Source organism: Bradyrhizobium sp. USDA 3315 (assembly GCF_054056795.1).
Genome location: NZ_JBSRYP010000001.1, coordinates 1,128,902 through 1,142,619 on the forward strand (window position 1 = coordinate 1,128,902; position 13,718 = coordinate 1,142,619).

Annotated in this window: 13 protein-coding genes, 1 tRNA gene and 1 riboswitch; of the genes, 5 read left to right on the plus strand and 9 right to left on the minus strand. The window is 65.5% G+C overall.

Translation table 11 applies throughout. The features are described 5' to 3' along the window. Window positions 1-2: 2 nt before the first annotated feature. From ACVIYL_RS05260 to ACVIYL_RS05270, 3 genes are all read right to left on the minus strand, one after another. Entirely contained in the window at window positions 3-269 is a 267-nt protein-coding gene (locus ACVIYL_RS05260; RefSeq protein ID WP_456777921.1) for a DUF3551 domain-containing protein, read from the minus strand. Window positions 270-339: 70 nt separating this feature from the next. Further along, window positions 340-413, minus strand: a tRNA-Gly gene (locus tag ACVIYL_RS05265). Between the two features lie 109 nt (window positions 414-522). Then, window positions 523-2,070: a 4-amino-4-deoxy-L-arabinose transferase gene (locus tag ACVIYL_RS05270; protein WP_456777922.1), complete on the minus strand. Its 1,548-nt coding sequence runs from the start codon at window positions 2,068-2,070 to the stop codon at window positions 523-525. A 159-nt stretch (window positions 2,071-2,229) separates the two neighbouring features. On the opposite strand from ACVIYL_RS05270, the gene ACVIYL_RS05275 reads away from it, so the two are divergent. The 4 genes from ACVIYL_RS05275 (at window position 2,230) to ACVIYL_RS05290 (ending at window position 4,619) form a co-directional block, all read left to right on the plus strand. After that, window positions 2,230-2,808: a methylated-DNA--[protein]-cysteine S-methyltransferase gene (locus ACVIYL_RS05275; protein WP_456777923.1), complete on the plus strand. Its 579-nt coding sequence runs from the start codon at window positions 2,230-2,232 to the stop codon at window positions 2,806-2,808. Between the two features lie 9 nt (window positions 2,809-2,817). Next, on the plus strand, window positions 2,818-3,657 hold the full coding sequence (locus ACVIYL_RS05280; RefSeq protein ID WP_456777924.1) for a helix-turn-helix domain-containing protein: 840 nt from the start codon (window positions 2,818-2,820) through the stop codon (window positions 3,655-3,657). A gap of 56 nt (window positions 3,658-3,713) precedes the next feature. Next, window positions 3,714-4,073 (plus strand): VOC family protein, encoded by a 360-nt coding sequence (locus tag ACVIYL_RS05285; protein ID WP_168857618.1) that lies wholly within the window; start codon window positions 3,714-3,716, stop codon window positions 4,071-4,073. A 129-nt stretch (window positions 4,074-4,202) separates the two neighbouring features. Then, window positions 4,203-4,619: an SRPBCC family protein gene (locus tag ACVIYL_RS05290; RefSeq protein WP_076832454.1), complete on the plus strand. Its 417-nt coding sequence runs from the start codon at window positions 4,203-4,205 to the stop codon at window positions 4,617-4,619. Window positions 4,620-4,800: 181 nt separating this feature from the next. On the opposite strand, the gene ACVIYL_RS05295 is transcribed toward ACVIYL_RS05290, so the two are convergent. The 3 genes from ACVIYL_RS05295 to ACVIYL_RS05305 form a co-directional block, all read right to left on the minus strand. Beyond that, the gene (locus ACVIYL_RS05295) at window positions 4,801-6,243 is read right to left on the minus strand and encodes an MATE family efflux transporter (protein ID WP_456777925.1); all 1,443 of its coding nucleotides are present in this window, start codon (window positions 6,241-6,243) and stop codon (window positions 4,801-4,803) included. A 129-nt stretch (window positions 6,244-6,372) separates the two neighbouring features. Further along, a complete protein-coding gene (locus ACVIYL_RS05300; protein ID WP_456777926.1) occupies window positions 6,373-7,422 on the minus strand; it encodes a hypothetical protein in 1,050 nt (349 codons plus the stop codon). Window positions 7,423-7,585: 163 nt separating this feature from the next. Continuing rightward, window positions 7,586-8,692 carry a 2'-deoxycytidine 5'-triphosphate deaminase gene (locus tag ACVIYL_RS05305; protein WP_028339061.1) on the minus strand — a complete coding sequence of 369 codons (1,107 nt, stop codon included), beginning with the start codon at window positions 8,690-8,692 and terminating at the stop codon, window positions 7,586-7,588. Window positions 8,693-8,826: 134 nt separating this feature from the next. Beyond that, window positions 8,827-8,906: riboswitch (SAM riboswitch) on the plus strand. Window positions 8,907-8,982: 76 nt separating this feature from the next. Here ACVIYL_RS05305 and ACVIYL_RS05310 point away from each other — a divergent pair. After that, window positions 8,983-10,176, plus strand: a complete 1,194-nt coding sequence (locus ACVIYL_RS05310) for an O-succinylhomoserine sulfhydrylase (RefSeq protein ID WP_253604862.1) — start codon at window positions 8,983-8,985, stop codon at window positions 10,174-10,176. 51 nt (window positions 10,177-10,227) lie between these two features. On the opposite strand, the gene ACVIYL_RS05315 is transcribed toward ACVIYL_RS05310, so the two are convergent. The 3 genes from ACVIYL_RS05315 to pimC form a co-directional block, all read right to left on the minus strand. Next, window positions 10,228-11,001 (minus strand): SDR family NAD(P)-dependent oxidoreductase, encoded by a 774-nt coding sequence (locus ACVIYL_RS05315; RefSeq protein ID WP_028338111.1) that lies wholly within the window; start codon window positions 10,999-11,001, stop codon window positions 10,228-10,230. A 126-nt stretch (window positions 11,002-11,127) separates the two neighbouring features. Beyond that, window positions 11,128-12,273 carry a pimeloyl-CoA dehydrogenase small subunit gene (gene pimD, locus ACVIYL_RS05320; protein ID WP_456777927.1) on the minus strand — a complete coding sequence of 382 codons (1,146 nt, stop codon included), beginning with the start codon at window positions 12,271-12,273 and terminating at the stop codon, window positions 11,128-11,130. A 185-nt stretch (window positions 12,274-12,458) separates the two neighbouring features. Beyond that, complete coding sequence (gene pimC / locus ACVIYL_RS05325; RefSeq protein ID WP_018269091.1) at window positions 12,459-13,649, minus strand: pimeloyl-CoA dehydrogenase large subunit; 1,191 nt, start codon at window positions 13,647-13,649, stop codon at window positions 12,459-12,461. Window positions 13,650-13,718 lie beyond the last annotated feature (69 nt).

Here is a 13,718-nt window from a genome sequence, read left to right on the forward strand (position 1 = left end):
AGTCATCGTTCAGGCCGATGAGGACGCGCCGACCTTGGCGCATAAGACCTTGGCGCATAATAAGGGTTCACCAGACAGGTCGCCGGCATGCCCACAGCGCTGGCCTGGCACTGATCTATCGACGTGAAGATGCAGTCCATGCGCTCGCCGACCAACTCACCGTAAACATGCATGCAGACGGGATAGCGCGGATCATACATTTGCGCGGATGCCGGCCTCGTCATCCAAAGCGCGCCCAGCGCAAGCAGCAGCGCTCCAAGCAACCTCACGTCACGTCTCCTGCTGTCGCCAAATACATTGCCATGCCGACAAACTGTCCCGCGACATTTGCCTGAAGGCTGGAGCGGGCGAAGGGAATCGAACCCTCGTATGCAGCTTGGGAAGCTGCCGTTCTACCATTGAACTACGCCCGCGATCTCGATGCTTGAGGTCGCACCTCACGGGTGCGACCCGGCCGGACCATAGCCCGGGCGGAGGCAGCGGATCAAGCGCGCATTGGAGCCGATCGCCGCACCGCCCCCGCTAGTGGCCCATCCTCACGAGCACGTCATTGATGACAAAAGCCGCGGCGGCGGATGCGTCGCAGGTGCCGCTTCGTGCATAGATGCAGGCATCGGCGATGCCGACGCGGGCACAGCTTTGCCTTGAATAATCCGCCGGCAGATCACCGGCGGCCGCGGGCCGCGCGAGGATGCGATTGAAGGCCGGCCTGGTCGCCTGCAACAGCGGCGGCAGGATCAGCTCGGCGAGCGGATCGGCGGGCTCCAGCGCATAGAGCGGTACTGGGCCGACCAATCGTTCCCGCCCTGGCAACAGCTGGAAACGGACATTGTAAAGTGCGAGGCCGCACAGCTGCGGATCGCTGCGCAGTTCGGCGGCGAGCCGCGCCGCGCCGACACCGCGCGTCCAGTAGTCGCGCATCCCTTCGCTGGCGCCGGCGAGCGTCACCGAGAGCAAGGCCCAGCCGCCGGTGACGATCGGCAATGCCCAGCGGCGCCACCCGGGTTTTGCGCGCAGCCATTGCACCCAATCGGCCGATCCCAGCGCCGCGACGATGATGAACAGCGCCACCGACAGGAAGACGAAGCGGTATTCCTTGTGCGCGATCAGGCTGTGGAAGACGAGGTTGACCAGCGCCACGGCCAGCAGCAGCGGCGCATGCCGCGCGCCGCGCCAGATCGCGGCGAGCGGCAACACGATCGCCGCCGACCACACGATCAGGAAGTTGACGAGATAGGCCGAAGGGGGCGTCACGCCGAACTCGGTCGCGCGATCATGCAGCAGGTTTTCGTTGATGTTGCCGATCAGCCAGGCGAACGGCACGGCGCCATGCGCAAGGTCGATCGCGGCGGAGAGCACCAGCGCGGCGAGACCGCCCGCGATCATAGGAATCAGGTTTCGCCAACGCATCCAGCAGGCGCCGAGCGCAAGCACGGCGATGGCCGGCGCGTACTGAAAGCGGCAGACAAAGGCAAAAGCGAGCAACGCGCCGCCGATCGCCAGATGCCGCTGCGACGGACGGCCGGTCACCAGCAGCGCCGCCGGCACGACCAGCGCCGTCGCCAACGGCTCGCCCAATGTGTGCGGCGAGAGCAGGATCAACTCGAACCAGACTGCCGCAGCGAACGCCGCGACGATGGCATGGGTTCGCGAAATCCGTGCACCAAAGAACCAGGCGCTGACCACGATCGACAGTGACGCAGATGCGGCGACCAGGCGCGGCACCAGGAAAGCGCCCTCGCCCCCCGGCGCAATCAAGCCGCCCACCGCGACCGGCCCGGCCAGCAATGTCGGCAGGAACCAGCCGCGAATGCCTTCGCGCCACTCCCACGTCAAAATGCCGTCATGGCCGAGCATCCGCCACGCCGGCTCGAGATACTGAAAGATCTCGTCCGGATACATCACGTTGGGCCAGAGCGCGGCCGGAAGGCGCAGGACCAATGCCAGCAACAACAATGCGAACAGCGGATGAAGACGCCCGGTCGATGTCCCGGCCACGGCTGTGCTGCCGCGCGCCCCATCCGCGCCGGTGCTGGTCATCGTTCCGCCGATCGTACCGTGGAGCAGCATGCTGACGACCAGATAGCGGGCAAAGCCTTTAAGATGCGTGACTGATAAATTGGCGGGGTCACACAGAAGGGGCCGCGACATGGTTAGCTAAACGTCAAGATTCCGGATGCGCGCGCCGGCGACAATGTTAGGATCGCGCGCGTGGGGGCTGGTGGCGTCATGGCGGGGCGTGGGTATACCATTTTCGACACGGCGATCGGCCGATGCGGCATCGCGTGGGGCGAGCTCGGCGTGGCTGGCGTGCAGCTTCCCGAGCTGCGCGAGATCGAGACCCGCAAGCGGCTATTCAAGCTTTATCCTGACGCGCGCGAGATGCGGCCTCCCGAGGAGGTCGCTGTCGCGATCGAGGGCATCGCCGCGACCTTGCGCGGCGGCATTGGGGACCTTGCCGGCGTTGCGCTCGACATGAGCGGCATCCTGGCCTTCAACGCGCGCGTCTACCAGTTTGTCCGCACCATTCCCCGCGGCGAAACCCGGACCTATGACGAGGTGGCGAGCGCCTTGCGCGCGTCCGGCGCGGTCTATTCGGTGGCACAGGCGCTCGGCCGCAATCCCTTCATGGTCATGGTGCCCTGCCACCGGGTGCTCGAGGCGGGCAATTATGCCGACCGGATCTCGCCGAACGGCGGCAGCATCTCGAAACGGCGGCTGCTCTCGATCGAGGGCGCCCAGCCGACCACCAGCAAGACCCTTTTTGATGTGCTGCTGCCCGTTGCACGGCTCCGGCCGCAAGCTTAAATCCCGGGCATGGTCCGAACCACGCTGCTGCAGCGCGATCGCATCACGGTGAACGAATTTCGCTGCACGGCGGAACCCGGCGACAAGCCGTTCGCTGAGCAGTTCGCCTGCCACTCGGTGTCCTATGTGCGCAGCGGCAGCTTCGGCTGCCGTTGCCGCGGCCGCTTCCATGAGCTGGTGGCAGGCTCGATCCTGGTCGGCCATCCCGGCGATGAATACACCTGCACGCACGACCACGTGGTCGGCGACGAATGCCTGTCGTTCTTCCTGGACCCGGTGCTGGTCGAGACCATCGGCGACCGCGCGGCGGTCTGGCAGGTCGGGTCGGTGCCGCCGCTGCCGGAACTGATGGTGATCGGCGAGCTCGCGCAAACGGCGGCAGCTGGCAACAGCGACGTCGGTCTCGACGAGATCGGCCACCTCCTCACCAGCCGCCTTGTCGAGCTGGTGTCCGACCGCAAGGCAAAGCCGCTCACCGCAGGCTTGCGCGATCGCCGCCGCGCCGTCGAGGCCGCGCTGTGGATCGACGCCAATTCACAGCATCAGATCGACCTCGACGATGCCGCCGAGCAGGCCGGCTTGAGCACCTTCCATTTCCTGCGGCTGTTTTCCGCCGTGCTCGGCGTCACCCCGCATCAATATCTCGTGCGCTCGCGGCTGCGCCATGCGGCGCGGCGGCTCGCGGATGACGACAGCCCGGTCACCGACATCGCCTATGACGTCGGCTTCGGCGACCTGTCCAATTTCGTGCGCAGCTTCCACCGCGCCGCCGGTGCCTCGCCGCTGAAGTTCCGCCAGGCCTCTCGCGGCGACCGCAAGATTTTCCAAGAACGTCTCGCGCTGCAATAGCTAGGCTACTCCAGTCCGCGCGTCTTTCGATGCGCTTAGCGACTGGAGATTTCCTCATGTACGACCATATCGGATTGCGCGTTGCCGACCTCGACGCCAGCGTGCGCTTCTACACCGCGGTGCTGGCGCCACTCGGCTTCGTGCTCTGCTCGCGCGACGACAGCGGCGCCGGCTTCGGCCCGAAGGGCGAGCCCGCGCTCTGGCTGCATCTGCACAAGGGCAAGACCCAGGGCGGCGCGCACGTTGCGTTCCGTGCCCCGAGCCACGACGCGATCAAGACATTCCATACCGAAGGCCTGAAAGCCGGCGGCAGGGACAACGGCGCGGCGGGCCATCGCAAGGATTACAGCCCGACCTATTACGCGGCGTTCCTGCTCGACCCCGACGGCAACAATGTCGAGGCGGTGTCGACCTAGCACACCACAGCTCCGCCGTCATTGCGAGCCGAGCGAAGCAATCCATCTTTCCGCCTGCTGCGGTGTGGATTGCTTCGTCGCTTCGCTCCTCGCAATGACGACACATCTGAAACCAACGAGGATTGAACGATGGCTTCCATTCACAAGGATATCCCGATCGACGCGCCGGCAGATCATGTCTGGGACGCGTTGCGCGATTTCGGCGCACTGCATACGCGGCTAGTGCCGGGCTTCGTGACTGACACGCAACTGGACGGCGACGTCCGCACCGTCAGCTTCTCCAACGGCACCGTGGCGCGCGAGACGCTGGTCGATTGCGACGACCAGCGAAAGCGGCTGGTCTATGCGATCAGCAGCGAGCGGTTGAAGCAGCATTCCGCCTCGGTGCAGGTGTTCGCCGAGGGCGACACGCGCTGCCGCGTGGTGTGGATCGCCGACGTGCTGCCGCACGAGGTCGCGCCCTACATGGACGCGCAAATGGACCTCGGCGCGGCGGCGATGCAGGCGGCGATGGCCAAGTCGGCGAGGGAGAAGAGCGCGGCGTGATCCGCTAGGTCATGCGACTGGCCGCGCATTTCGAACTATGACCATCACCCTGAGGAGGTCGCGAAGCGACCGTCTCGAAGGGCGACAGCCCCGCTGTTTCTACGAGCGCACGCCGAAACACCTGGGCCGTCGATCCTTCGAGACGCCGCTTCGCGGCTCCTCAGGATGACGGGTTTAATATCTACGACAGCGCCGGCTGCGCCTCGGCGACCGGTGCCGACTTGCCCCAGCGCGTCAGGATCACGCTGAGGCAGGACAGCACGCCGAGCACGCCCATCGAGGCGGCGGCGAGTGCGAAGAAGTTCTGCGCGCTCGCCTCATGCGTCGACAGCCACCAGCCGCCGGTGCCGATGAAGATCAGCCGCGCTGTCTGCGCCAGCACCGGACCCAGCACTTTCGCGGCACCCTGCGAGGAGAAATACATCGACATCGCAAGGCCGATGAACGCGTACATCGGCGCGGCGGTCGAGAGATATTGATGGCTGGTCGCCCGCACGTGCGGATCATTGGTGAACAGATTGACCCAGAGGTCGGGGAAGACGGCGATGAAGCTGCCGACCACGCCGACCGCAAGGAACGACACCGTGCCCGCGGTCCAGGCGATGCGCCGGGCCCGCGCGACGCACTCGGCGCCGACCGCCATGCCGATCATCGGCACCGAGGCGATGCCGACCGCGAAGGCGACCGAGGTCAGCATGAATTCGAGCCGCGCGCCGATGCCGTAGCCGGCGAGCACCGCGGTGCCGAACTGCGCCAGCATGTGGGTGAAGATCGAGATCGTCAGAACCGACTGCAACGGCGAGAAGCAGGACACCGCGCCGACCTTGAGGATGTCGATGAACATCGCCCATTGCACGCGCAGCCCCTTGAGTTTCGGCTTCACGCGGGCACGGCCCGAGAACAGATACCAGCCCATCACGCTGATGCTGATCGAATAGGCGATCAGCGACCCCGCGGCGACGCCGCGCATGCCGAATTGCGGCACCGGACCGAGACCGAGCCCGAGCGTGCCGCCGAGAATGATCTGCCACACCGCCGAGGACAGGATCATGGTCGACGGCAGCTTCATGTTGCCGGTGCCGCGCAGGATGCCGGCCATGGTGTTCATCAGCCAGGGCAGGATCGCGCCGCCGAAGAACACCTGCGAATAGGCGATCGCCTGCGCCAGCACATTGCCCCGGCCGCCGAGCAGTTCGAGCAGGCGCGGGCCGAAGATCAGCATGCCCAGCATGAACGTCAAACCAAAGGTCAGGCCGATCAGCAGCGCATGCATCGCCAGCGTGGAGGCGCGCTCGATCTCGCCGGCGCCGAGCGCACGCGCGATCGCGGATGCGACGCCGCCGCCCATCGCGCCGCCGGACATCGTCATGGTCAGGATCACGCAGGGAAACACCAACGCCATCGCCGCGAGCGACTCGACGCCGAGCCGGCCGATATAGGAGGTCTCCGCGATCACCACGCAGGTGCCGGCCGAGAGCGCGATCACGTTCGGCCACGCGAGCCACAGAAGCGTGCGCAGGATCGGCCCGTCGAGCAGCGCATTGCGCGCCGGCTTGGTCACCGGCGGCGGCAGCGGCCGCTCTTGTTCGTCGACAGGTATTTCGGCGAGGCCGAGATCGGACATTTCTACTCCCACGCGCGATCTGGGGAGCCGCGCCATGGTGTTTCCCTACCATGGCAGCAGCGGATTCCACGTGCGCGGGGCGCAAGGGGGGCCTGCGCGATTGCAGGTGAACCCGGATGAACCTTGGCGCTAGCCGATCGACCAGACGAACGGCGCGCCGGCGGTGCTGTTCGGCTTCAGATGCACCGGAATATGCCGCCCGCAGCCGGCGGCCAGCCCTTCGAACAGGCCGGTCAGCACGCTGGCGCAGGCCGGATGATAGTCGGCGACATCGGCCATCAGCTTCCAGCCCTGCTGGCGGAATTCGAACTGGCCCTCGGATTCGCTGACGTCAGCGATATCGTCCTGCGACTCGAAGAGAGTGCGCAGGAATGCGGCAAATTCCGTGGCACGGCCACGGCGGCCGCCGAGCGCCTGCGCGACCTCGTCGTAATACTGCATGCCGATCAGCTTGCCGGTGAGATGCAGCAGGTAGCTCGCATCCTCCGGGCCGAACACCTGCACGATGACCGGCGCGGCCGTCTTCACATATTCCATCGCGTAGTTGCGATAGGCCTTTTCCAGCCGCGGCCTCGGCCAGCTGTCGACCGGCAGCGCCGGCGCGGTGTTCGGATCGAATGGCGGCGCCTCGAGATGGCGCGCGAACACCAGGCGCTGGTCGAGCTCGAGCGGATGATCGTACTCGCAGTAATAGCCTTCGAGGCCGTCCTGGCCGTCGACACTCTGCTTGGTGCAGACGAAGCCGAGCCGCAAGTCCCCGAGCGCGACACCGTTGTTGGCGTGCCAGCCGCGCAGCATCGCGCGCGAGACCTCGCCGGGCACGCCGCAGATCGCCGTGCCCTTCCAGATCCAGCGCGGCGGCGGATAGCGGATCCAGGCCTTGCGGTCGGTCTCATACATGTATTCGACATGCACGCCGCCGATCCAGTTGGAGAGGTAATGATATTGCGCGGCCGCGACCGCCGGCGGCAGGCCGTCGAGGCCGAGCTTCTTCAAGCCGGGGAGAAAGCGTTCCTGCTGCTGGCGGCGAAACACGCGGAAGACGAACTCGGCGGCATCAGCCGTGCCGCGCCGCGTGACGACGGTGAGGATCAGGCCGGTGAAGAAGGCGTGATAGAGATCGGCGACACTGCGCCACTTCCGCCACTGCGTTTCGCGCGCGTCCTGCTCTCCGGTCATGTCTGCTCCCGCTGTTCTTGTTGGCGAGATAAAGCCTCGCGCGCGCAATCGTAGCCCGGATGGAGCGAAGCGCAATCCGGGGCAGCTCATTGCGCGTATGCAGCGTCCCGGATTTCGCTAGCGCTTCATCCGGGCTACGGAATTAAGCGCGCGCGAAACGGAATTACACGCGAAAATGCTTGGAGAGCTTCAGGCCCTGCGCCTGATAGTTCGAGCCGATGCGCTGGCCGTAGAGCGCATCGGGACGCTCCAGCATCCGCTCATAGACGAGACGGCCGACGATCTGGCCATGCTCGAGGATGAACGGCACCTCGCGCGAGCGCACCTCCAGCACGGCGCGCGCGCCCTTGCCGCCGGCGCCGGCATAGCCGAAACCGGGATCGAAGAAGCCGGCATAGTGGACGCGGAATTCGCCGACCAGCGGATCGAACGGCACCATCTCCGCGGCGTAGTCCGGCGGCACCTGCACCGCCTCTTTCGACGCCAGGATGTAGAACTCGCCGGGATCGAGAATGAGACTGCCGTCGGGCCGGGCCTTGATCGGCTCCCAGAAGTCGTCGACGGCATAGCCGCCGCGGCGATCGACATCGACCACGCCGGTGTGGCGCTTGGCGCGGTACCCGACAAAGCCGCCCGAGCTCTCGCCGGAAAGATCGACGGAAAGCGCAACGCCATCGGAGAGATCGGCATCGTCGATATCGACCAGCCGCTCGGCGGCATGCAGCGCATCGAGCTCGTCGGCGGTCAACGTGGCCTCGCCGATCCGGAAGCGGACCTGGCTGAGCCGCGAACCCTCGCGCAGCAGCACGGGAAACGTCTTCGGGCTGATCTCGGCATAGAGCGGGCCGTGATAGCCGGCGCCGATCATGTCGAAGCGGCGGGTGCCGTCGGCGATCACACGGGTGAAGACGTCGAGCCGTCCGGTCGAGCTCTTCGGGTTGGCCGCGGCCACGATCTCCGGCGGCAGCGCCAGGCTCTCCAACAGCGGCACGATGTAGACGCAGTTGGTCTCCAGCACCGCGCCGTCGGACAGATCGATCTCGTGCAGCTTCAGCTCGTCGATCCGCTCGGCGACGGTGGCATCGGGTCCCGGCAGGAAGCTGGCACGGACCCGGTAGGCAATGTCACCGAGGCGCAGATCGAGGCTGGCCGGCTGGATCTGGCTCTCGACGAAGTCATAGGCGGGCAGAATGAGGCCGGCCTCCGCCATCTCCGCGATCATGCGGTCGGGCAGGATTCCGTTGGATTCATCTTCCAGCGTGAACGACACGATGCGGTCCCTCGGCGATCCCTTGAGATGACCCAAAAATCATACTCCAGGCGGCCATCAAGCCCCAAAATATGGGCTTTTACGGGTTATCCGATGACCGTCTTGACGGAAAGGGCGCGAGGGAATATCAGCTGCACTTATCCCGTGGTGATTTGAGCCGGCCGGCTTGCAGCCACGTTAAATAAGTCGCTAAACAGGCCGGGGACAGTGTGATCCCGGCTTGTGGAGGTTGCTCCAGGCCGGTTTTTTTGTGGCCAGTTTCCAGGGGAAATGGCCACCTCGGAGGTCACATGTCTGAATCTGAAACCACGGCCCGCTTTCGTCCCGAAACCCGTCTCGTCCATGGCGGTACGCTGCGCTCGCAATTCGGGGAGACGTCGGAAGGGCTGTTTCTCACCCAGGGCTACGTCTACGACACCGCCGAGCAATGCGAGGCGCGCTTCAAGGGCCAGGACCCCGGCTTCATCTATTCGCGCTATTCCAACCCGACCATTGCGATGTTCGAGCGCCGCATGATCGAGCTCGAGGGCGCGGAAGCCGCGCGCTCGACCGCGACCGGCATGGCCGCGGTGACCACCGCGATCCTCGCGCCGCTGAAGGCCGGCGATCATGTGGTGGCCTCGAAGGCCCTGTTCGGCTCCTGCCTCTACGTGGTGCAGGACCTGTTGCCGCGCTACGGCATCGAGACGACGCTGGTCGACGGCCTCGACCTCGACCAGTGGCAGCGCGCGTTGCGGCCGAACACCAAGACCTTCTTCCTGGAGAGCCCGACCAATCCGACGCTCGACGTGCTCGACATCGGCGCGATCGCAGAGATCGCGCATAGCGGCGGCGCCCGGCTGATCGTCGACAACGTGTTTGCGACGCCGATCTGGCAGAGCCCGCTGTCGCTCGGCGCCGACGTCGTGGTCTATTCCGCAACCAAGCATATCGACGGCCAGGGCCGCTGCCTCGGCGGCGTCATCCTGTCGTCGGAGGCCTTCATCGCCGAGCACATCCACAATTTCATGCGCCAGACCGGGCCGTCGCTGTCGCCGTTCAACGCCTGGGTGCTGCTGAAGGGGCTGGAGACGCTCGGCGTCCGCGTCCGCGCCCAGACCGAGAACGCGGCGAAGATCGCCGAGGCGCTGGCCAGGCATCCGAAGATCACGCGGCTGGTCTATCCCGGCCGTCCCGATCATCCGCAGGCCGCGACGGTGAAGAAGCAGATGGGCGCCGGCTCGACGCTGGTCGGCTTCGAGGTGAAGGACGGCAAGGCCGGCGCCTTCCGCTGTCTCAACGCCCTGAAGATCTCGCGCATCTCCAACAATCTCGGCGATGCCAAGAGCCTGGTCACGCATCCCGCGACCACGACGCATCAGCGCCTGGCGCCGGAGGCCCGCGCCGAGCTCGGCATCAGCGAAGGTTTCGTTCGCTTCTCGGCCGGGCTCGAGCATCCCGACGATCTGATCGAGGATTTCGAGCGGGCGCTGGAGCAAGTCTGAAGCAACGCGTCGTGGCCGGGCTTGCCCGGCCACGACGGCTTCTCTTGAAGATTAAGTCGCAGCCGTCGTGACGCCGCCGTCGACCACGATGGTCTGGCCGGTCATGAAGGTCGACGCGTCGGAAGCGAGATAGGCCACAGCGCCTGCGATCTCGTCGGGCTCGCCGATACGGCGGAGCGGCGTCGATGCGGTGCGGCGCTTCAGATTGTCCGGGTCCTCCCACAGCGCGCGGGCGAAATCGGTCTTCACCAGGCCCGGCGCCACGCAATTGACGCGCACGCCCTTCGGGCCCCATTCGCCGGCGAGGCTGCGGCACAGTGCGAAGTCGGCCGCCTTGGAGATGCCGTAGGCGCCGATCACGGTCGAGCCGCGCAGGCCGCCGATCGAGGAGATGATCACGACCGAGCCCTTGCCGCGCTCGGCCATCTGCGGGATCGCCAGTGCGGACAGCCAGATGTTGCTCTTGACGTTGGAGCCCATGATCTTGTCGAAGGCCTCGTCGGTGATGTCGAGCAGCGGGCCGTAATAGGGATTGACCGCGGCGTTGCAGACCAGGATGTCGATCTTGCCGTAATGCTTGATCGTCCCCGAGACCAGCGCCTCGACCTCGTTGCGGCGCGCGATGTTGCAGGGGATGACGAGCGCATCGCCGCCCGCCTTCTTGATGCCGTCGGCGACTTCCTGGCAAGCATCCGCCTTGCGCGAGGAGATCACGACCTTGGCGCCGAGTTTTGCCAAAAGCTCCGCCGATGCGCGGCCGATGCCGCGGCTCGAGCCGGTGATGACCGCGACCTGGCCGGTGAGATCGAACGGGGTGTTTTTCATTGTTGTTGTTTCCCTGTTATTTGCACGTCATTCCGGGGCGCGACGCAGTCGCGAACCCGGAACCCAGAGGTTGCGGCGCGAGATTCCGGGTTCTCGCTTCGCGAGCCCCGGAATGACGGAGATGGCTCAGGCCAACAACCCGCCGCCCTCGCTGACGCGACGGAGGTGGTAGTCGGTGTCGCCGAGCGTGTTCTCGATCATGGTCAGCCGCTTGAAGTAGTGGCCGATCTTGGCCTCCATGGTCATGCCGATGCCGCCGTGAAGCTGGATCGACTGCTGGCCGACGAACTTCAGGGATTTGCCGACCTGCACCTTGGCGGCGGCAACCGCCGACGCACGCTCCTTGGCGTCGTCGAAGTCCGACGCCATGGTGGCGAACATCGACATGCTGCGGGCCTGCTCCAGCGCCACGAACATGTCCGCGGCACGGTGCTGCAGGCTCTGGAACGAGCCGATCGCAACGCCGAACTGCTTGCGGGTCTTGATGTACTCGACGGTCTCCTTCAGCGACTCGTCCATCGCGCCGACCGCTTCCGCGCACAGCGCAATGCGGGCTTCGTCGGCGACCCGCTCGATCAGGGGCAGGCCGTTCTCGGGATCGCCGATCGCAGCGTCAGCACCGACCTCGACATTGGTGAAGGTGATGTCGGCCGCGTGCAGGCCGTCCTGGGTGGGATAACCCTTCCTGGTGATGCCCTTGGCACCCGCCGGAACCAGGAACACGCCGATGCCGATCTTGTCGCGCTGGCCGCCCTTGGTGCGCGCGGTCACGATCAATGTGTCGGCGTTCTCGCCGTTGAGCACGACGAACTTCTCGCCGTCGATCACGTAAGCGTCGCCCTTCTTCTTCGCCGTGGTCACGACGTCGAAGAGATCGTAGCGCGAGTTCTTCTCGAGCTGGGCAAAGCCGAAGGTCTTGCTGCCGTCGATGATGCCGGGAATGTGCTTGGCCTTCTGCTCGGCCGAGCCGCCATGGCGCAGAAAACCGCCGGCGACCACGACGGTGGCGAGATAAGGCTCGACCACCAGCGCCTTGCCGAGCGCTTCCATCACGATCATGGTCTCGACCGCGCCGGCGCCGAAGCCGCCGTCGGTCTCCGCGAAGGGCAGACCAAGCAGGCCCTGCTCGGCGAGCTTGCTCCAGAGCGCTTTGCTCCAGCCGCCCTTCTCCTTCATGTACTTCTTGCGCGCATCGAAGTCGTAGGCATCCGCCAGCAACCCGTCGACGCTTTCCTTGAGAAGCCGCTGCTCCTCGGACAGATCAAAATCCATGTTCGTTCCCTTAACTAACTGATCGTTGTTCAAGCCGGGGCCTCTTCACCTCGCCCCGCTTGCGGGGAGAGGTCGGATCGCGAAGCGATCCGGGTGAGGGGGTACAGGTCTCTCGGCAGTCGTTGCTCGGAGAGATGCCCCTCACCCCAACCCTCTCCCCGCGAAGAGCGGGGAGAGGGAGAGGATCAAAGCCCCAGCACCGCCTTGCTGATGATGTTGCGCTGGATCTCGTTGGAGCCGCCGTAGATCGAAACCTTGCGGTTGTTGAAGTAGCTCGGCGCGATCTGCGCGGTCCAATCCATGCTCTCGTTCGAGCCGGCATCGCCGTGCTCGTCATAGGGCGCGGCGAACGGACCGATGATCTCCATCAGCAGCTCGGTGGTGGTCTGCTGGATCTCCGAGCCCTTGATCTTGAGCACCGAGGAGGCCGGATTGGGTTTGCCCTTGCCGTGCTTGCCCTCGTCGGCGACGACGCGGAGCTGGGTGAGTTCGAGCGCCTTCAGCTCGATCTCGCAGGCCGTGAGCTTCTCGCGGAACGCCGGATCCTCGATCACCGGACGGCCGCCGGACTCGACCTTGGAGGCCAGCGCGCGGATGCGGCGCAGCCGCTCCTTCGACACGCCGACCCGGGCGATGCCGGTGCGCTCATTGCCGAGCAGGAATTTGGCGTAATCCCAGCCCTTGTTTTCCTCGCCGATCAGGTTCTCGTAGGGCACCTCGACGTCGTCGAAGAACACCTCGTTGACCTCGTGGCCGCCGTCGATGGTCTGGATCGGGCGCACGGTGACGCCCTTCGACTTCATCGAGAACACGATGAAGGAGATGCCCATCTGCTTCTTCGCGGCCGGATCGGTGCGGCAGAGGCAGAAGATCATGTCGGCGTGCTGGGCGAGCGTGGTCCAGGTCTTCTGGCCGTTGATGATCCACTTGTCGCCACGGCGCTCGGCCTTGGTCTTCAGCGACGCGAGGTCCGAACCCGAGCCCGGCTCCGAGAAGCCCTGGCACCACCAGTCGTCGACATTGGCGATGCGCGGCAGATATTCCTTCTTCTGCTTCTCGTTGCCGAAGGTGTAGATCACCGGACCGACCATGCTGACGCCGAAGGCGAGCGGCTGCGGCGCCGGATAGGACTGCAGCTCCTCGTTGAAGATGTAGTGCTGCACGGTGCTCCAGCCGGTGCCGCCATATTCCTTCGGCCAGTGGGTGACGCCCCAGCCCTTCTTGTTGAGGATGCGCCACCAGGTGACCATCTCGTCCTTCGACAGATGGCGGCCTTCCTGCAGCTTGCGCCGGGTCTCCGGCGGCACGTTGTTCTTGAAGAACTCCCGCACCTCCTCGCGAAACGCTATCTCTTCCTTGGTGAAAGCGAGATCCATCGGATCCTCCTTTTGAAATTCAACTTCTTCTTTCCTCGTCGTCCCGGCGAAGGCCGGGACCCATAACCA

What these genes read in the sequence shown, in the direction of transcription:
- ACVIYL_RS05270 (WP_456777922.1), bottom strand. Translation starts at nt 2,070, where the DNA reads ATGCTGCTCCACGGTACGATCGGCGGAACGATGACCAGCACCGGCGCG.
- ACVIYL_RS05285 (WP_168857618.1), top strand. Translation starts at nt 3,714, where the DNA reads ATGTACGACCATATCGGATTGCGCGTTGCCGACCTCGACGCCAGCGTG.
- ACVIYL_RS05295 (WP_456777925.1), bottom strand. Translation starts at nt 6,243, where the DNA reads ATGTCCGATCTCGGCCTCGCCGAAATACCTGTCGACGAACAAGAGCGG.
- pimD (WP_456777927.1), bottom strand. Translation starts at nt 12,273, where the DNA reads ATGGATTTTGATCTGTCCGAGGAGCAGCGGCTTCTCAAGGAAAGCGTC.
- ACVIYL_RS05275 (WP_456777923.1), top strand. Translation starts at nt 2,230, where the DNA reads ATGGCGGGGCGTGGGTATACCATTTTCGACACGGCGATCGGCCGATGC.
- pimC (WP_018269091.1), bottom strand. Translation starts at nt 13,649, where the DNA reads ATGGATCTCGCTTTCACCAAGGAAGAGATAGCGTTTCGCGAGGAGGTG.
- ACVIYL_RS05315 (WP_028338111.1), bottom strand. Translation starts at nt 11,001, where the DNA reads ATGAAAAACACCCCGTTCGATCTCACCGGCCAGGTCGCGGTCATCACC.
- ACVIYL_RS05300 (WP_456777926.1), bottom strand. Translation starts at nt 7,422, where the DNA reads ATGACCGGAGAGCAGGACGCGCGCGAAACGCAGTGGCGGAAGTGGCGC.
- ACVIYL_RS05290 (WP_076832454.1), top strand. Translation starts at nt 4,203, where the DNA reads ATGGCTTCCATTCACAAGGATATCCCGATCGACGCGCCGGCAGATCAT.
- ACVIYL_RS05280 (WP_456777924.1), top strand. Translation starts at nt 2,818, where the DNA reads ATGGTCCGAACCACGCTGCTGCAGCGCGATCGCATCACGGTGAACGAA.
- ACVIYL_RS05310 (WP_253604862.1), top strand. Translation starts at nt 8,983, where the DNA reads ATGTCTGAATCTGAAACCACGGCCCGCTTTCGTCCCGAAACCCGTCTC.